General features: G+C 39.4%; 17 protein-coding genes and 2 tRNA genes. 10 read left to right on the forward strand and 9 right to left on the reverse strand.

The features are described 5' to 3' along the window. Positions 1-140: 140 nt before the first annotated feature. From apf to D8792_RS05180, 3 genes are all read right to left on the reverse strand, one after another. A complete protein-coding gene (gene apf / locus D8792_RS05170; protein WP_125373173.1) occupies positions 141-677 on the reverse strand; it encodes an aggregation-promoting factor in 537 nt (178 codons plus the stop codon). A gap of 144 nt (positions 678-821) precedes the next feature. Beyond that, complete coding sequence (locus D8792_RS05175; RefSeq protein WP_125373174.1) at positions 822-3,416, reverse strand: YfhO family protein; 2,595 nt, start codon at positions 3,414-3,416, stop codon at positions 822-824. Positions 3,417-3,491: 75 nt separating this feature from the next. After that, entirely contained in the window at positions 3,492-5,114 is a 1,623-nt protein-coding gene (locus D8792_RS05180; RefSeq protein WP_125373175.1) for an ATP-binding cassette domain-containing protein, read from the reverse strand. Positions 5,115-5,354: 240 nt separating this feature from the next. Here D8792_RS05180 and trpS point away from each other — a divergent pair, with 240 nt between their 5' ends. Together trpS and guaB are read left to right on the forward strand one after the other, a co-directional pair. Beyond that, complete coding sequence (trpS, locus tag D8792_RS05185; protein ID WP_125373176.1) at positions 5,355-6,380, forward strand: tryptophan--tRNA ligase; 1,026 nt, start codon at positions 5,355-5,357, stop codon at positions 6,378-6,380. A gap of 165 nt (positions 6,381-6,545) precedes the next feature. After that, complete coding sequence (gene guaB, locus D8792_RS05190; protein ID WP_125373177.1) at positions 6,546-8,027, forward strand: IMP dehydrogenase; 1,482 nt, start codon at positions 6,546-6,548, stop codon at positions 8,025-8,027. An 85-nt stretch (positions 8,028-8,112) separates the two neighbouring features. Here the strand turns inward: guaB and recF are convergent, their stop codons facing one another. Both recF and yaaA read right to left on the reverse strand, forming a co-directional pair. Further along, on the reverse strand, positions 8,113-9,228 hold the full coding sequence (gene recF, locus D8792_RS05195) for a DNA replication/repair protein RecF (protein WP_125373178.1): 1,116 nt from the start codon (positions 9,226-9,228) through the stop codon (positions 8,113-8,115). Positions 9,229-9,231: 3 nt separating this feature from the next. Next, complete coding sequence (gene yaaA / locus D8792_RS05200) at positions 9,232-9,621, reverse strand: S4 domain-containing protein YaaA (protein ID WP_125373179.1); 390 nt, start codon at positions 9,619-9,621, stop codon at positions 9,232-9,234. Positions 9,622-9,810: 189 nt separating this feature from the next. Here yaaA and yfmF point away from each other — a divergent pair, with 189 nt between their 5' ends. The 8 genes from yfmF to D8792_RS11690 all read left to right on the forward strand — a co-directional run bounded on the left by yfmF (position 9,811) and on the right by D8792_RS11690 (position 17,063). Next, positions 9,811-11,058 carry an EF-P 5-aminopentanol modification-associated protein YfmF gene (yfmF, locus tag D8792_RS05205; protein ID WP_312023815.1) on the forward strand — a complete coding sequence of 416 codons (1,248 nt, stop codon included), beginning with the start codon at positions 9,811-9,813 and terminating at the stop codon, positions 11,056-11,058. Further along, positions 11,058-12,353 carry an EF-P 5-aminopentanol modification-associated protein YfmH gene (yfmH, locus tag D8792_RS05210; protein ID WP_125373181.1) on the forward strand — a complete coding sequence of 432 codons (1,296 nt, stop codon included), beginning with the start codon at positions 11,058-11,060 and terminating at the stop codon, positions 12,351-12,353. The genes yfmF and yfmH overlap by 1 nt, the downstream gene beginning before the upstream one ends. Before the next feature lie 58 nt (positions 12,354-12,411). Next, positions 12,412-13,227 (forward strand): RodZ domain-containing protein, encoded by an 816-nt coding sequence (locus tag D8792_RS05215; RefSeq protein ID WP_125373182.1) that lies wholly within the window; start codon positions 12,412-12,414, stop codon positions 13,225-13,227. 10 nt (positions 13,228-13,237) lie between these two features. Next, the gene (gene pgsA / locus D8792_RS05220; RefSeq protein ID WP_125373183.1) at positions 13,238-13,777 is read left to right on the forward strand and encodes a CDP-diacylglycerol--glycerol-3-phosphate 3-phosphatidyltransferase; all 540 of its coding nucleotides are present in this window, start codon (positions 13,238-13,240) and stop codon (positions 13,775-13,777) included. Position 13,778: 1 nt separating this feature from the next. After that, positions 13,779-14,606 (forward strand): energy-coupling factor ABC transporter ATP-binding protein, encoded by an 828-nt coding sequence (locus D8792_RS05225; RefSeq protein ID WP_185758404.1) that lies wholly within the window; start codon positions 13,779-13,781, stop codon positions 14,604-14,606. Beyond that, positions 14,591-15,430 carry an energy-coupling factor ABC transporter ATP-binding protein gene (locus D8792_RS05230; RefSeq protein ID WP_125373185.1) on the forward strand — a complete coding sequence of 280 codons (840 nt, stop codon included), beginning with the start codon at positions 14,591-14,593 and terminating at the stop codon, positions 15,428-15,430. The genes D8792_RS05225 and D8792_RS05230 overlap by 16 nt, the downstream gene beginning before the upstream one ends. Beyond that, positions 15,423-16,217: an energy-coupling factor transporter transmembrane component T family protein gene (locus tag D8792_RS05235; protein ID WP_125373186.1), complete on the forward strand. Its 795-nt coding sequence runs from the start codon at positions 15,423-15,425 to the stop codon at positions 16,215-16,217. The genes D8792_RS05230 and D8792_RS05235 overlap by 8 nt, the downstream gene beginning before the upstream one ends. A gap of 186 nt (positions 16,218-16,403) precedes the next feature. Further along, positions 16,404-17,063, forward strand: a complete 660-nt coding sequence (locus D8792_RS11690; RefSeq protein WP_005591387.1) for a LysM peptidoglycan-binding domain-containing protein — start codon at positions 16,404-16,406, stop codon at positions 17,061-17,063. A 56-nt stretch (positions 17,064-17,119) separates the two neighbouring features. Here the strand turns inward: D8792_RS11690 and sdaAA are convergent, their stop codons facing one another. The 4 genes from sdaAA to D8792_RS05260 form a co-directional block, all read right to left on the reverse strand. After that, the gene (gene sdaAA / locus D8792_RS05245; RefSeq protein ID WP_125373187.1) at positions 17,120-17,992 is read right to left on the reverse strand and encodes an L-serine ammonia-lyase, iron-sulfur-dependent, subunit alpha; all 873 of its coding nucleotides are present in this window, start codon (positions 17,990-17,992) and stop codon (positions 17,120-17,122) included. Between the two features lie 8 nt (positions 17,993-18,000). After that, positions 18,001-18,672 (reverse strand): L-serine ammonia-lyase, iron-sulfur-dependent subunit beta, encoded by a 672-nt coding sequence (gene sdaAB, locus D8792_RS05250; protein WP_125373188.1) that lies wholly within the window; start codon positions 18,670-18,672, stop codon positions 18,001-18,003. Between the two features lie 132 nt (positions 18,673-18,804). Then, a tRNA-Asn gene (locus D8792_RS05255) sits at positions 18,805-18,878 on the reverse strand. 5 nt (positions 18,879-18,883) lie between these two features. Next, positions 18,884-18,955 (reverse strand) — tRNA-Glu (locus tag D8792_RS05260). Positions 18,956-18,999: the final 44 nt, after the last annotated feature.

Raw genomic sequence — 18,999 nt, forward strand, 5'->3', positions numbered from 1 at the left:
TAAAGTTGTCAATTTGGTTTACATTGTTGTAAATATCTTGATATAGAAACCATGTACTCTAACCAAGAATTTACTCGTAATTACAAAAAGGGACTAGAATATAAACTCCAATCCCTGTAAATATAATTTTTCCTAAAATCTTAATACCAGCCATTTGCTAACCAGAAATTTTTAGCAGCCGACCATGAGCCATAGCGACCTGCTACATAAGCATCCGCTGTCTTCTCTTGATTTTCTGATGATAAATCTCCATTTAGATAGGTGATAGTCAACTGATAGCGACCATAGTATTGCCCATTTTGCGCTGTATAACTGCCGCTGGATTCTTTTTGAGCAATCCACTCCTTAGCCTCTGCCTCCTCAGCACTCAAGCCAGAACTTGGACTTACCACTGTTTCTTCAGCCTTATCTGATTTTTCAACAGTCATCTGCTCAGACACATCATCATCCAGCTCTAAAACCTGACCAATACTAATCAGGTCGATATTGCTAATCTTGTTTTTTTGCGCAATCTTGTCAACAGTCATCTGATGAGAAGCAGCAATCGCTGACAAGGTATCACCTGACTTGACAGTATAACTTTCTGCATTGACTACAATAGGAAGCAAAACAGCAGCTCCTGCCATCAAACTGAGTAAGCCTGCTTTCATCATTCTATTTTTAAAATACAAATTCATGTTTAGAATTCTCCTTTTCTGTGATATATCTATCCTAAAGCAAAAGTATTACAGAACCTTATTACTTTGATGAATTATATTACAGACTATTGAAGAACTTGTAAAAACAGACATGTATTTTGAATTTTTTTGATAGTTTAAAGGCTATCCCGAGCTATTTCTATGTTTTTTGCTCCATTTAAATCGAACTATATCGTAGAAGAAAAATAAAACTATACCTAAAATGAAGGCTGCTGTTCCTTCCTTTAATCCCCTTGGAACAAATGATAGGGTAACTCTGCCTGCTCCTCTGCTCACATCAAGTTTCATAAAACCATTCTGCGCACGTTTTAACGGTACCTTCTTGCCACCTACACTAGCCGTCCAGCCTCTGTCATAAGGAATGGTGAAAAAGAGAGAACTATTTCTATCCGCTTGATAATCAACCGTTACCGTATTGGATTTTGTCGTCACAGAAACTTCTTGTTCTTTCAATTTACTTATTAACTGCTGATATTTATTCACATCCACAGAGAAAAATTCTGGCTGGTTAAAAGACACAGTCCGATTCTCTGGAAAAGAAAATTGGATAGAAACCGTCTGTGCTTCCTTAAAATAACCAATATTCAAAAATGGAAAAACATTATGAGTTGAGTAACGATTCGTGATTCCATTTACAGTGATATTGACATCCATTTGATTATCGTTTGAAAAATCAAGATCTGCAAGGTTGACATAGACTTGACTACCTGCAGGCACCTCAATTGTGTAAGTAATGCTAGCATAGCTTAACTGAGCATCATTTTCAATGCTTGCAGTTACTTTCCCTTCAGTTTCTTCCTCATTACCAACTATAGAAATCCGCTCATAATATTTATGCTTCAAACCTGATAATTGATTTAAAAAGGCTGTTTGATTGTCAAGCGTTAAATTTGTAAACTTGACATCTTTGTAAACATCATTGGTTAAGAAAGCCAAGCCCAAAGTATAATTGTTCTCATACAGTGTCATTGACCGCTCAGTCTTCTCTGCAGAAAAACCAAATTTCTGTGGGTCTCTTTCAGATAAGTTATATCTTACAGCAAAGATACTATCCATCAAAATAGTATTATTTTGATAGCGGAGATTGAGATTAGTTCCTGCCGATTTAAATCCTAATTTATCTAAAGTTGAGCTAGCTTGCGTATTTCTGACTGATGAAAATTGAGAAATTCCATTATAATTAAATTTCATACTGTCATTCCCAGTCTGAGGATCAAGCCTCTCTGTTCGAAAGAAATCTCTATTTTCCCTCTTACTATAATTGACAAGTTTGTCAATTTCATCCATCTTTTTCGAATAGGAAGAACGACTTGCAAAGACCCATTCTTTAGCAATACCATCGACCTGATAATAAGAGTTTAAGGTGAGCTCAAAAACCACAAAAAACAGTAAAGATAGTGTAAACATACTCTGCCTAACGTGACAACGAATAAAAGCAAAGCTGATTAAGAGATAGGCAAAGAAAAACTCTAAAGTAAAAATGTAATTTTCAGGACCAAGAAAATCATAGCGTTTACTATAGTATAAAGTGGCTAGAAAACCAAAAGAAATGAGCAGGAAGCTAAGGAATACTTGCCACCATTTAACTTCCTCCAAACGATTGAGCGTTTCTGCAGCCATCAAAGTGATAAGAAGAGAAAAAAGCCAAGAATAGCGATGTAAAAACATATTTGGCGCATGCATTCCCTGCCAGAGTAAATCCAAATACTGCAGTCGAAAACTCACTGTAAAAATGCCAATCAAGAAAATGTAGGCCAGTTTCACACGAAGCTTAATACTTTTTATAGTGAAAAATAAGATACTTAAAATGAGAGGAAATAGACCAACATAAATCATAGGAATAGAGCCATACTTAGTTGTATCAAAACTTCCTATAAAATTTTTAGCAAAAATATCTAGATACCAACTTTTCTCAGTAAACAAGCCTTCAACCTTTGTCAAGGTCTCACCATGTGAACTCAGATCTAGATAAGTCGGCAAAATCATAATTAGACTAGTAAGCCCTGCTAATATTGACACGATAGCAAAATCAGGAAAAGACCGAATCCTGGCCTTAAAGTCCCAAGAAAGCTGAACAAGATACCAAAGAACTAAAAACAGAGCCATCATGTAACCAAAATAATAATTCTGGATAAAGAGGATTGACAAGCTTGTAAAGTATAAAACTCTCCCTTCTCCATTCATCAACTTGTGTAAACCAAAGATGATAAGAGGCACCAATATAAATACATCTAACCAAGTTTTTATTTCTAGTTGACTGACTGAGAAACTCATCAAGGCAAAGGAAGTTGACAGAATCAAGATTAGTGTGTCTGGAATTTTTTTAAATATCCCTTTAATACTGATACAAGTTGTCAAGCCAATCAAGCCAAACTTGATAAGAGTAAACAAGTAGACTGCATCCGGCATTGATTTTAAATCGAAAAAATAGAGGAAGGGAGAAAGGAAACTTCCTAGATAATAGCTGGAGAGAGCATAAAAATTTTGCCCTAATCCACTTGAAAATGTGTAAAAAAGACTATCCGTTCCATGAAGGATATTCCTCAATGTCGTATCAAATACGACATACTGATGGAAGCCGTCTCCAAGTAACGGCGAGGTACCGCTTCCCCAGTAAATACCTTGACTCAGATAAACAAAACACATAATGAGAAAAGGTAAGGTGAAGGAAGCTAAATAAAGCCAATTTTTCTTAAAAAAATATCTGATTTTTTCCATGTTTCTTATAGAGAAAGAGGCCGAAACGTTGTTTCATGCCTCTGTAAACTTCTGTCAACTTATGTTGACAACTTATTAATCTTTCCAAAGTTCTTTGACTTTTGCCTGAACTTCTTGATTTTCCAAAAATTCATCATAAGTTTCGTCAATGCGGTCAATCACACCATTTTTTGAGAGAACGATGATATGGTTGGCCAAGGTTTGAATAAACTCATGGTCATGGCTGGCAAAAATGATCGACTCTTTAAAGTTCTTCAAACCATCATTAAGACTAGAAATAGATTCCAAATCCAAGTGATTGGTGGGATCGTCCAAGACCAAAACATTTGACTTAAGAAGCATCAGTTTAGACAGCATAACCCGAACTTTTTCTCCACCTGACAAGACGTTGACAGACTTGTTAACTTCATCGCCAGAGAAGAGCATCCGACCCAAGAAACCGCGAAGGAAGGTATTATCATCCTCTTCCTTGCTCGCAAATTGACGGAGCCAATCAAGAATAGATTCACCGCCCGCAAAGTCGCGAGAATTATCTTTTGGCAAATAAGAACGACTGGTTGTGACGCCCCACTTGACAGTTCCTTCATAGTCGATATCTCCCATCAAGGCACGAATCAAGGCAGTTGTCTGGATATCATTTTGTCCAATCAAAGCTGTCTTATCGCCAGGACGCAGGATAAAGCTGATATTGTCAAGAATAGTCTCGCCATCAATCTTGACAGAAAGATTTTCTACTGTCAAGAGATCGTTCCCGATTTCACGTTCTGCTTTAAAGCTGATAAATGGATATTTCCGACTTGACGGAACAATTTCTTCCAATTCGATCTTATCCAGCATCTTTTTACGAGAGGTTGCCTGTTTAGACTTAGAAGCATTGGCTGAGAAGCGAGCCACAAACTCTTGCAATTGCTTGATTTTTTCTTCCGCCTTAGCATTTCGGTCAGCGAGCAACTTAGCTGCCAATTCACTTGATTCTTTCCAGAAATCATAGTTTCCGACATAAAGTTTGATCTTACCAAAATCAAGGTCAGCCATATGCGTACAAACTTTATTTAAGAAGTGACGGTCGTGGGATACGACAATAACTGTATTTTCAAAATCAATCAAGAAATCTTCCAACCAAGTAATAGACTGGATATCCAAACCATTGGTCGGCTCGTCTAGAAGCAAGACATCAGGTTTACCAAAAAGAGCCTTGGCAAGAAGAACCTTGACCTTGTCTCCGTTCGTCAATTCACTCATATTTTGATAATGCAATTCTTCTGGAATATTGAGATTTTGTAGCAATTGAGAAGCTTCGCTTTCAGCTTCCCAGCCACCCAACTCAGCAAATTCACCTTCCAGCTCAGCCGCTCGAACCCCATCCTCGTCAGAAAAGTCAGGCTTCATATAGATGGCATCTTTTTCTTTCATAATGCTGTAAAGGTGCTCGTTTCCCATGATAACAACATCAATGGCTCGCTCATCCTCATAGTCAAAGTGATTTTGACGCAAAACAGAAAGTCGCTCATCTGGCCCTAAAGAAATATGGCCTGTCGTTGGCTCGATATCCCCAGCTAAAATCTTCAAGAAGGTAGACTTACCTGCACCATTAGCTCCAATCAAACCATAGGTATTTCCTTCTGTAAATTTAATATTTACTTCATCAAATAATTTTCGATCACTGAAACGCAGTGACACATCAGATACTGTAAGCAATGATTTTCTCCTATATATGTGATCTCCTCCATTTTACTAGAAAATTCTTCTTTTTTCAAATTATTATGGGATAAAAAACTATTTTAAGAGATAAATATGCTGTCAATTTTGTAAAGATGCTGTAAACATAGTGTCAATTAGTTGTTTTTTTGAGCTGCGTTTCTTCTTTTTTCTTCTAGCTTCTTCCGAATTTTCTTTGAAAATGATATAATGAGAGCAATACTAACTGAGGAGCAAGCAATGACAAAACCCATTATTTTAACCGGAGACCGTCCGACTGGAAAATTACATATTGGTCATTATGTCGGAAGTCTACGTAACCGTGTCCTTTTACAAAATCAAGACAAGTATGAGATGTTTGTTTTTCTGGCGGATCAACAAGCTCTGACAGACCATGCAAAAGATCCACAAACAATTGTAGAATCAATTGGCAATGTAGCCTTAGACTATCTAGCAGCTGGACTTGATCCAAAAAAAGCAACTATTTTCATCCAAAGTCAAATTCCAGAATTGGCAGAGCTGTCAATGTACTACATGAATTTGGTGTCTTTAGCTCGTTTAGAGCGCAATCCGACTGTCAAGACAGAAATTACTCAGAAAGGTTTTGGAGAAAGTATCCCGACTGGATTTTTGGTTTATCCTATCTCTCAAGCTGCTGACATTACAGCCTTTAAGGCAAATTATGTACCTGTCGGAAATGATCAAAAACCAATGATTGAGCAGACACGTGAAATTGTTCGTTCTTTCAATCATGCCTATAGCTGTGAGGTTTTGGTGGAGCCTGAAGGAATTTATCCAGAAAATGAAGCAGCTGGGCGTTTACCAGGGCTTGATGGTAATGCTAAAATGTCAAAATCATTAAACAATGGGATTTATCTAGCGGATGACATGGATACACTCAAGAAAAAGGTCATGAGTATGTACACCGATCCCGACCACATCAAAGTTGAAGATCCAGGAAAAATCGAAGGTAATATGGTATTCCATTATCTGGATGTTTTTGGTCGACCAGAAGATGCTGCTGAAATTGCGGCTATGAAAGAACACTACCAACGTGGTGGTCTGGGTGATGTCAAAACTAAACGCTATCTCCTGGATATTTTAGAGCGGGAATTAGGACCAATCAGAGAGCGTCGTCTCGAATTTGCAAAAGACATGGGCCAAGTCTATGACATGCTAAAAGAAGGCAGTGATCGTGCTCGACAAGTTGCTGGACAAACCCTGTCAGAAGTCAAAAATGCAATGGGAATTAATTACTTTAAATAACGAACAATAATAGCAGATTACATCAAAAACCATCGTCTTTTGCCTGAAAAAGAGATGGTTTTTAATTTTTGCATAATAATCATTGACAAATGCCTATAGAATGGTATGATATTAACAATAAAAAGACGAGCCCTGCTCAATATATAAGAAAAGAGGAAACTGTGGATGTCTAACTGGGACACTAAATTTTTGAAAAAAGGTTTTACCTTTGATGACGTATTGCTTATTCCAGCTGAAAGTCACGTGTTGCCAAACGATGCTGATTTAAGTACAAAACTTGCTGAGAATTTAAAATTAAATATCCCAATTATTACTGCGGCTATGGATACAGTTACCGAAAGTCAAATGGCGATTGCCATTGCCCGTGCCGGCGGTCTAGGTGTCATCCACAAAAATATGTCTATTGCACAGCAAGCTGATGAGGTTCGTAAGGTAAAACGTTCTGAAAATGGTGTCATTATCGATCCATTCTTCCTTACTCCTAATCATACGATTGCTGAAGCAGATGAATTGATGGGTCGATACCGCATCAGTGGTGTGCCAGTGGTTGAAACGATGGAAAATCGTAAATTAGTCGGTATCTTGACTAACCGTGATTTACGCTTTATTTCAGATTATAATCAACCAATTTCCAACCACATGACCAGTGAAAATCTTGTTACAGCTCCAGTCGGAACTGATCTGGCAACAGCTGAAAGAATTCTGCAAGAACACCGGATTGAAAAACTACCTTTAGTAGATGAAAACGGTCGCCTTTCTGGCCTCATCACCATTAAAGATATTGAAAAAGTGATTGAATTTCCAAATGCAGCAAAAGATGAATTTGGTCGTCTGCTAGTTGCTGGTGCGGTAGGTGTCACTTCAGATACATTTGAACGTGCAGAGGCCCTCTTTGAAGCAGGAGCAGATGCCATTGTTATTGATACAGCACACGGTCATTCAGCTGGCGTTCTACGTAAAATTGCTGAAATTCGTGCACACTTCCCAGACCGCACCTTGATTGCTGGAAATATTGCAACTGCTGAAGGAGCACGCGCTCTTTATGAAGCAGGTGTTGATGTGGTTAAGGTCGGAATCGGACCAGGTTCTATCTGTACAACTCGTGTCATTGCTGGTGTCGGTGTCCCACAAGTCACAGCAATCTACGATGCAGCTGCAGTTGCGCGTGAGTATGGAAAAACCATCATTGCTGATGGAGGAATCAAGTATTCAGGTGATATCGTCAAGGCTCTTGCTGCAGGTGGAAATGCAGTTATGCTTGGCTCCATGTTTGCTGGAACAGACGAAGCACCAGGTGAAACTGAAATCTTCCAAGGACGTAAATTTAAAACTTATCGTGGAATGGGCTCTATCGCAGCTATGAAGAAAGGCTCCAGCGATCGCTACTTCCAAGGTTCTGTCAATGAAGCTAATAAGCTAGTTCCAGAAGGAATTGAAGGGCGTGTAGCTTATAAAGGAGCGGCTGCAGATATCGTCTTCCAAATGTTGGGCGGGATCCGTTCTGGTATGGGATATGTCGGTGCAGCTAATCTGCAAGAACTTCATGAAAATGCTCAATTTATTGAGATGAGTGGTGCTGGTTTGAAAGAAAGTCACCCTCACGATGTACAAATCACTAATGAAGCTCCAAACTACTCTGTCCAATAAAATTATAAAGAAAAACAACCTTGTCAACTCCTTGACAAGGTTGTTTTTTTAGTTTACAAAGTTGTAAATCAAATTTACAACTATTTTACTCATTTGTAAAATTAAGGTTCTCTTCTTTCTTTATTACACCCTGACTTATCTGAAAAATATTGATATCATCTGGTAGATTTTGTAAGTGATCTAAGCTGGTTGTCGTAATGAATGTCTGGATGTTTTGAGAGATAGTTTCTAGTAATTTTAATTGACGCATGTTGTCAAGTTCGCTCATTACATCGTCAAGCAATAATATAGGAGTATCTTTCGTAAGATTTTCGATGAGTTTAATTTCAGCTAATTTAATAGATAGGACAAGGCTACGATGTTGGCCTTGGCTACCAAATCCAGCTTCCATATCATTGATAAAAAAGTTGATATCGTCTCGGTGAGGTCCGACACCTGTATTTTTTTTGAAAAGATCACGTCTACGACTTTCTGATAAGGCTGCTCGAAAAGAAGCTTCCAAGTCTTCGAGGCATGAAAACGGAACAGAGGATAAGTACTTGATTGTCAATTTCTCTTTCCCTTGAGAAATATCGCTATGGCTTTCCTGAGCAAAACCTTCCAGCTTTTCAATAAATTCTAAGCGATGTTGCATGACACGACAACCAAAATCAATCAGTTGCTCATCTAAAACAGAGAGAAAGGTTTCATCTATCTTATCATTGGACTTAAGATAAGCATTTCTTTGCTTGAGCACATGATTGTAGCTAGATAAGTCAGCAAGGTAGATGGGCTTGATTTGCCCAAGCTCAATATCAATAAATTTTCGGCGTAAAGCAGGGGCGCCTTTAATGAGCTGTAAATCTTCTGGAGCAAACAAGACAACATTGACAACCCCTATATAATCTGATAATTTCCCTTGTTTTAAATGATTTATCTTGGTGATTCTCCCCTTTGGTGTCAACTCGATGTCAAGTGGGATTTTACCCGTTGTTTTTTCAATGATTCCTGAAATTTGAAGATTTTTCTCTTGAAAATGAATCAAATCCTTATCGGTTCGGGTTCGGTGACTGCGAGTAAGGGCTAAAAAATAGATGGCTTCTAGAATATTGGTTTTCCCCTGTGCATTTTGCCCCAGAAAGATATTAAGGCCAGGATCAAAATTAACCTCTGCAGCTTGGTAATTACGAAAATGTTTAATTTTCAGTGTTTTTAACCACATGGCTTAGGTTCCTGGAAAGCGAACAGGTGCTTTTTTGCTTCTCTGCTCGGGCTTTCTTTTCTTCTGTTCTTTTTTTGATGGTTGAGATTTTTTCAAGTCCTTATTCATGGCTTTAACTAAGTCTGTCACTCTTTTTTTCTCTACTTGCTCCTCTTGATGTTCAAGGATCTCCTCCTGACTTGGGGCAAGGAGGACAATCTCCAGTTCTTGGTCTGGGAGAGAGACGACATCTCCAATTCTAAGTTTTTTTCCTCGTCTATTTTCTAGTTCGCCGTTAAAAAAGACCTGATTATCTGCTAAAAAGGACTTGATTGCTCCGCCACTTTGGATGATACCGACTTCTTTTAAGAGAGCCTGTAGAGTAATGTATTCGTCAAATAATTTATATTCCATATTTCACCTCAACCCTTGTCATTATATCATAATTTAAGCAGAAACTGTTCCGTGGTAGCCTCATTCAAGGACAAGTTTTACTAGAAAAACAGAAAACGCTTTAATCACTAAAAATGCCGTTCCTTACAAAGCATTAAACAGCATTTCATGTTATAATAGAAGTCTATATTATTCGGTATGAGGAGCGCAATGGAAATCATAAAAGGAGTACATCTTCACTTCATTCAATCAGAAAAATTTAAAACTAATAAAATTAAAGTGCGATTTTCAGCTCCTATGTCTGAAAAAACAATAGCTGGGCGGGTTCTTACGGCCAGTATGCTAGAGACTTCAAATGCTCTTTATCCAACATCGCAAGCCTTTCGAGAAAAATTAGCGAATTTATACGGTGCTAATTACTCGACAAGCCTTTCACGACGGGGATTAGTGCATTATCTGGATATCAATCTTTCTTTCGTGCGGGATCAATTTTTGAGCCGAAAAAATGTGTTGGCAGATGAAATGCTAGATTTTTTGAAGGCTAGTTTCTTTTTTCCTCTGTCAAATGGAAAGGCTTTTGATACTAAAACCTTTGAAATTGAAAAGAGAAATGTTTTAACAGACTTGGAAGCTGAAATTGAGAATCATTTCTACCATGCTCACAGAGAGTTAAATAATTTATTTTACGATTTACCAGAAATGCGGATTCCACGCGTGGGAACAATCGAGCTAGTAGAAAAAGAAACAGCTGAAACTAGTTTTGCTGCTTTTCAGCAAATGCTAAATCAGGATCAAATTGATTTTTTCTTCATCGGTGATTTTAATGAGATTGCTGTCCGTGAGAAAATCCAAGAATTCCAGTTTTCTGAACGAGAGCAGCCTTTACAGCTTAGCTACCAACAAAACTATTCAAATATAACTAGAGAAAAGCTGGAGCAGCGAGATGTAAATCAGTCGATTGTTGAACTGGCCTACCATTTTTCTAGTCAATATGGGGATCGCAGCCACTTACCACTGATTGTTTTGAATGGCTTATTAGGAGGATTTGCCCACTCCAAACTCTTTGTCAATGTTCGGGAAAAAGAGAGTTTGGCCTACACCATTTCTAGCAATTTTGATATTTTTTCTGGTTTGATGCGAATCTATGCTGGAATTGACCGAGCAAATCGGACAAAGACCATAGCTTTAATCAACCGCCAAATTCTAGATTTGAAGCGGGGCCATTTCACAGATGAGGAACTTGAACAAACCAAGAATATGCTAAAAAATTCGATCCTTCTGGCTCAGGATCGACAAAACACCTTAATTGAGCGTGCTTACATGTCCTCTGTTCTAGGGAAAAAATTTCTGTCACTAGAGGCTTGGCTGAAAGCATTAGAAAATGTCAGCAAAGCTGATCTTATAGAGGCAGCCCAACAGTTGAAATTACAGGCGATTTACTTTATGGAAGGGAAATAATGCAGAATCCAGGTCTAGAAAAAATCAATTATATAGCCGTGGGAGAAAGCATCTATCGGGCGGTGCTAGCAAATGGATTGCAGGTTTACCTACTCCCTAAAAATGATTTTAATGAAACCTACGGCATCATCTCAACCCATTTTGGCTCTGTTGATACTAAGGTTGTTTCACGTGAAACAAAGCAAGTTTCTCATTATCCAGCAGGGATTGCGCATTTTTTGGAGCACAAATTATTCGAGCGTGAAAACGGCGAGGATTTGCTGCAGGAATTTACCAAGTTTGGCGCAGAAAGTAATGCCTTTACAAGCTTTACACGAACCAGCTATCTGTTTTCTACGACAAACTGTGTAGCAGAAAATCTAAAGCTGTTGCAGGAACTCGTTTCCCAAGCTAATTTTTCAGAAGCATCTGTTCAGCGTGAGCAAGGAATTATCCAGCAAGAAATCGAGATGTACCAAGACGATCCAGATTATCGGCTCTTCTTTGGTGCTTTGAGTAATCTCTATCCTCAAACTCCACTAGCAGAAGATATCGCCGGAACGACAGAGTCAATCATGGATATTACTATGGAAGATCTGACAGAGAACTTTGAGCTTTTCTACCGTCCGTCCAATATGACTTTATTTATCATTGGTAATTTTGATTTGGAGTCCACTTTTGAAGACATTGTCCAAACACAAAAGACCTTATCGCCTCAATTATTAACTGAAACGATTGAAAAAGAGCCTCTCATCTTACAGACAGTAATTCCAACCTCTACTAGTCGGATGGAAGTTGCCAGTCCTAAGTTGGCGATCGGTATTCGTGGCAAAGATGCGATACAGGATACGGAGCTTTATCGCTATAAAATTGCCCTGAAACTACTTTTTGCCATGATGTTTGGTTGGACTTCCAAGCGTTTCCAGACCCTGTATGAAAATGGCAAGATTGACAATTCGCTCACTCTTGAAGTAGAGGTGGAAAAGGATTTCCACTTTGTCATCCTAACTATGGACACGCAGGAACCAGTAGGGATTTCTCATCAATTCCGCTCAGCCATTCGGAAGTTTGCTCAAGATCCAGATGTCACAGAAACACATCTAGACACCATTAAAAGTGAAATGTTTGGAGATCTTCTGCACGGTCTAAATTCTCTTGAATACATGGCAACCCAGTATGAACCGCATTTAAAAGGTGAAAATCTTTTTGATTTACCTAAGATTTTACAGGATATCACTCTAAATGACGTCTTAAAAGTCGGATGTCGCTTTATTGACCAGTGTGATATGACAGATTTTACTATTTTCCCAAAATAGTTCCGAGTTTATTTCAAAATTTTGTTAGAATAATGTCTAAGAGAAAAGGACTATCCCTATGAGAAAAAAAACGATAGGAGAGGTACTCAGACTTGCTCGAGTAAATCAAAAACTTACTTTAGCAGATGCAGCCAAAAAAACAGATATAAAAACTGACTACCTAAAGGCTCTTGAAAACAATCAATACGAAAAATTTCCGAATACCTTTTACGTCCGTAGCCTGCTACGAAAATATGCTTGGGCCTTGGATTTAGACGAGACAATTCTTTTAGAGGCCTACGACACAGATAATACTGTCGTTTATGACGAAATTGAATTAGCTGAAAACGAAGAATTTCGAAGTAGAAAATATAAAAATCGTTCTTTCTCGCTTCCGCTCTTTTATTTCCTAGTAGTTGCCTTGTCTATCATTATTTTTGTCACCTATTATGTTTGGCAATATGCAAATATAACTACTCCGCAGTTTAGCAGCTCCGATAGTTACAGCCTCGGCTCTAGCTCAAGTCTCGAAGATCGTTCAACTCCACCTGAGACCTCCACCACAGACTCTAGCTCAACAAAAGAAAAGCTGGAAGTCACTGGAGAAGGAAACTATTTAACTGCAAAATATCGCGGTGAGTCGCAAACTACTCAGTTAACAATCTCAGCAAGCAACACCTCAAGCTGGATTAGTGTGACAAATACAGACTTGGCAGCAGGTACAACCCTTACTCCAACCCAATCAAACCAAACAGTGACACTCTCTCCCAATACCACTTATACAATTACCTTAGGAGTTGTAAAAGGCGTCACTGTCACTGTCGGCAATCAGAAAATAGACCTATCTACCTTGACCAGCGACAGTGCTATAATTACCCTTACAATTGAATCTTAAAGGAAGAATGATGAAAAAAGAAAATATTCCCAACGCTTTAACCCTTGCCAGAATTGCCTTAATTCCAATCTTTATTTTGATTTTGACTTTTGGGCATTCGCCAGCCATGCATATCCTAGCTGGAATCATTTTCGCCCTTGCCAGCATCACAGACTACCTTGATGGCTATCTGGCGCGCAAGTGGCAGGTCGTGACCAATTTTGGAAAATTTGCTGATCCCATGGCCGATAAATTGCTGGTTATGTCCGCTTTTATCATGCTGATTGAAATGAAAATGGCTCCTGCTTGGGTGGTAGCTATCATTATTTGCCGAGAGCTGGCCGTCACTGGTTTGAGACTTCTCCTAGTCGAAACTGGCGGAACAGTTCTAGCGGCCGCTATGCCAGGCAAGATCAAGACTTTCACGCAGATGTTTGCCATCCTCTTTCTTCTGCTCCATTGGACGTTACTCGGTCAGATTCTCCTTTACATAGCCCTGATTTTCACTATTTATTCTGGCTATGGTTATTTCAAGGGCAGTGCCTATCTCTTTAAAGATACATTTAAATAATATGGAAAATATCATTGAAGTAAAAAATCTTAGTTATCGTTATGACCATACCTCTGAAGATTATATTTTAAAAGACGTATCGTTTCACGTGAAACAAGGAGAATGGTTGTCTATTGTCGGTCACAATGGTAGCGGAAAATCGACTACTGTTCGTTTGATTGACGGTCTTTTGGAGGCCGAGAGTGGCGATATTATTATTTCTGGAGATAAATTGACGGCTGATAATGTTTGGGAAAAACGTCGCCAAATCGGCATGGTCTTTCAGAATCCTGATAATCAGTTTGTTGGGGCGACTGTTGAGGATGACGTTGCATTTGGTCTGGAAAATCAAGGCATGGATTATCCCATGATGGTGAAACGTGTCCATGAGGCGCTGGAGCTAGTCGGCATGCAGAATTTTAAAGAGAGAGAACCTGCTCGACTTTCTGGCGGGCAGAAGCAAAGAGTCGCTATTGCTGGCGTAGTCGCGCTCCAGCCAGATATTATCATCTTGGATGAAGCAACAAGTATGTTAGACCCAGAAGGACGACTGGAATTGATTCGGACTGTCAAGGAAATTAAAGATAAGAATCATTTAACAGTCATCTCCATTACTCACGATTTGGACGAGATTTCGCTGAGTGACCGTGTACTTGTTATGAAAAATGGTCAGGTTGAGTCAACTGCTACACCGAGAGAACTCTTTTCTAGACCTGATTTGGAAGACTTAGGCTTAGATCAACCCTTTGTCAACCAGGTCAAATCTGCCATGATTCAAACTGGGCTCACTCTGCCAGAAACCTATTTAACTGAAAAAGAATTGCAGGAACAATTATGGGAATTACTCTAAATAAAGTCAGTTATACCTATCAGGCTGGAACTCCATTTGAGGGTCCAGCGCTTTTTGAAGTTGATTTGGAAATTAAAGATGGTAGCTATACGGCTTTGATTGGACACACTGGCAGCGGAAAATCAACCATTTTACAGCTCTTGAATGGCTTGCTGACCCCTAGCGAGGGCAGCGTGCAAGTCAATCATGTCACCATCACTTCAAATTCCGTTAACAAGGACATTAAACAAGTTCGTAAACAGGTTGGTTTGGTGTTTCAGTTTGCTGAAAGTCAGGTTTTTGATGAGACTGTTTTGAAAGATGTGGCCTTTGGTCCGCAAAATTTTGGTGTCTCTAAAGAAGAAGCCGAGGCTTTAGCGCGTGAAAAATTAAGCCTTGTTGGCATTTCTGAAGAATTGCTTAGCCGCAGTCCTTTTGAACTTTCTGGCGGTCAGATGAGAAGGGTCGCCATTGCCGGAATCCTAGCAATGGAGCCTGATATCTTGGTTCTGGATGAGCCAACAGCTGGACTTGATCCAGCAGGGCGCAAGGAATTGATGGAACTCTTTAAGAAACTGCATCAAGCTGGAATGACCATTGTTCTTGTAACCCATTTAATGGATGATGTTGCTAATTTTGCCGATACGGTCTATGTGTTAGAGAAGGGCTGCGTCGTCAAAAGCGGTCAGCCTGCTCAGGTTTTTCAAGATGTCGATTTTATGGAAAAGATTCAGCTAGGAGTTCCGAAAATCACGAAATTTGCCCAAGAATTAGCTGAAAAAGGAATAAAATTTTCTCATTATCCAATTACGATTGAGGAATTTAAGGAGATGATGCATGGATAAATTGATTTTAGGACGGTATATCCCAGGAAATTCAGTCATCCATCGATTGGATCCGCGCAGTAAATTGGTGGCCATGTTCTTCTTTATTTTATTAATTTTCTGGGCCAACAATCTCATCACTAATTTGCTGCTATTTGTTTTCGTTTTTACTCTGATTTTTCTCTCAAAAGTTCCTTTGACATTCTTCCTAAAGGGCATTCAATCCATGGTTTTCATCATTGCCTTTACCACCCTCTTCCAGTTATTTCTGACGGGGGGAGGCAAGGTACTTTTCCAGTTTGGTTTTATTAAAATTACGGAATTTGGTCTTTCTCAAGCGGGGATTATCTTTAGCCGTTTTGTTTTGATTATCTTTTTCTCAACCCTTCTGACCTTAACCACAACACCACTTAGCCTTTCAGATGCAGTGGAAGCTCTACTGAAACCACTCAAAGTCTTTAAAGTTCCTACGCATGAAATTGGCCTCATGCTTTCTATGAGCCTGCGTTTCGTACCAACTTTAATGGATGACACTACGAGAATTATGAACGCTCAGAGGGCTCGAGGAGTTGATTTTGGCGAAGGAACGATTGTTCAAAAGGTCAAATCAATCATTCCAATCTTAATTCCCTTATTTGCTTCTAGTTTCAAACGGGCAGACGCCTTAGCTATCGCAATGGAAGCGCGTGGCTATAGTGGTGGTGAAGGAAGAAGCCGCTATCGACAACTTTCTTGGAAAATGATTGACAATCTGGCTATTCTCTCTATTTTCCTGATCGGTATCTTACTCTTTTTCTTGAAAAAATAAAGAATAGTATAAGTTTGATAGCAATATTTTTGTTAGAGATCTAATGAAATACACTAAAAATCCTTTTAAAATAATATTTTTATGTGTAAATCTCAATATTTTTGTAATATTCGTACTTAAAATGTAATCTTTTAGTAATATTTAATGTGTATGATAGTATTATAACTAAAGGAGAAAACTTTTAAAATGAGTATGAAAGTGAAAAAATTGACTCTAGCAGGAACGATTGCTACAGCAACACTATTTGCATCAACTATTGTTGCTAGTGCTGAATCTTATACAGTAAAAGCTGGAGATACCCTATCAGAAATCGCTGAAAGTAAAAAAACAACTGTTGAACGTTTGGTAGAATTAAACAAAATTTCAAATCCAGATTTTATCATGACTGGACAAGTTTTGGAATTAGGTGATTTGAAAGATGTTGCAAAACAAACAACATCAGCACCTGCTGTCTCACCAGCGACACCAGCAGTCCCAGCTCCAGTAACTCCAGCTGCCCCAGTAGCTACGGAAACTCCAGTAACGACAGAAACTCCTGCAGTTACTGCAACTTCAGACTACTCTGCCTATTCATCAGATGTCGTACTCGCAAATGGTAATACTCCAGGTGCTGTAGGTTCTTACGCAGCTGCTCGTATGGCTGAAATGACAGGAGTGTCTGCATCTACATGGGAAAATATTATTGCTCGTGAATCTAACGGACAAGTCGATGCTTACAACCCATCAGGAGCAAGTGGTCTTTTCCAAACAATGCCAGGTTGGGGATCTACTGCAACTGTTGAAGATCAAATTCAAGCAGCTTACCGTGCTTACAGTGCACAAGGACTATCTGCTTGGGCTTACTAAAATAAGAAAAAATGACTAAAAATCTTTAGTCATTTTTTCTTACTCAAAGATACTATTTATTCTCCAAAAATTTCTTTTGAAAGTCTGCGGCCTGTAGGAGTTGTAGCTAGCCCTCCTTCAGCTGTTTCCCTGAAGGCAGTAGGCAGGCTAGAGCCGACCTGGTACATAGCATCAATGACTTCGTCAACAGGGATTTTGGACTCGATTCCGGCCAGAGCCATGTCCGCTGCGATGAAGGCATAGCTGGCTCCCATAGCATTTCTTTTAACACAAGGTACTTCTACCAGACCAGCCACAGGATCGCAAATCAAGCCCAGCATATTTTTGATGACAAAACAGATAGCTTGACTCGCCTGAAAAGCAGAGCCACCAGCAGCCAGAACCAAAGCAGCTGCACTCATCGCAGAAGCGGAGCCAACCTCGGCTTGACAGCCTCCTTCTGCACCGGAAATAGAAGCGTTATTGGCAATAACCAAGCCAAAAGCGCCAGCAGCCAGCAAAAATTCTAATTGCTGCTCCTCTGTCAAATCTAATTTTTCAATCGCTGATGTAAGCACGGCTGGCAAGCAGCCGGCACTACCAGCCGTAGGAGTTGCACAAACCAGCCCCATTTTAGCGTTGTGCTCATTGACTGCAATGGCATTTTTTGCAGCAGTCAGCACAGTGTGATCTGACAAGGCCTTCCCTGACTGGATATAGTGGTGCAGTTTGGCTGCGTCTCCACCAGTCAATCCACTGCGAGATTTACTCTCATCAAGCCCAAGTAAAACCGAAGCTTTCATCACCTCAAGATTTCGGCCCATCAGGCGTAAAACTTCGTCTCTTTCCCGACCTGTCAATTCATACTCGGTCGCAATCATTAATTCAGCGACATTGCCATTAAAGTCTAAATCAGCTTGCTCAACCAACTCTTTTATTGAATAAAACATCTCTTCTCCTATTTAAAGAAATTGACATTGTGAAGATGAGGAATTTTCCGAATCTCTTCGATAGCCTCTTCGCAACTACGACTATCCACCTCAATGATCATAATCGCTTTCTCACCCGCTTTTTCTCTAGTCACCGTCATTTGAGCAATATTGATATTGTAACGTGATAGAGCCTCCGTGACATGGGCAATCATACCTGGAACATCTTGGTGGACGATGATAATGGTTGGCGTATTCATGCTGAGAGAGACTGAGAAGCCATTTAACTCGGTCACCTGAATATTTCCACCACCGATAGATACACCCGTTACACTGATGGTCTTATAGTCATTCTTAACCGTGATTTTTGTCGTATTTGGATGAGGAGCATTGCTATCTTTCTGAATGGTCCAGATAATCTTGATACCGCGTTTATGGGCAATTTCAAGGCTGTTAGGAATTTCAGGATCATCCGTATCCATTCCTAAAATACCGGCTACCAAGGCCAAATCTGTACCATGTCCGCGATAAGTCTTTGCAAAGGAATTAAAAAGCTGAAATTCCACCTCGGTCGGTGTGTCATCAAAAATCGAAGATACGATCTTGCCGATACGCACAGCACCTGCAGTGTGACTGCTGGAAGGGCCAATCATGACCGGCCCGATAATGTCAAAAACAGATTGAAATTTTAATGATTTCATAAGAAACCTCTTGAACATATTTTCTAAAATTATTATATCAAACTTATCAAATTTCTGCCTCATATCACACAAAAAAAGAGGACAATTGTCCTCTTTTCATTCTTGGTAATTCGCATACCTGAAACTCTTTTACTCCGCCAGTAGGACTCGAACCTACGACATCATGATTAACAGTCATGCGCTACTACCAACTGAGCTATGGCGGATAGTATAGTCCGTACGGGATTCGAACCCGTGTTACCGCCGTGAAAAGGCGGTGTCTTAACCCCTTGACCAACGGACCATCTATGTTCTTTTCAGAACATATTCTATTATATCAGGTTTTGA

This window comes from Streptococcus cristatus (assembly GCF_003943505.1).
Lineage (GTDB): Bacteria > Bacillota > Bacilli > Lactobacillales > Streptococcaceae > Streptococcus > Streptococcus cristatus_E.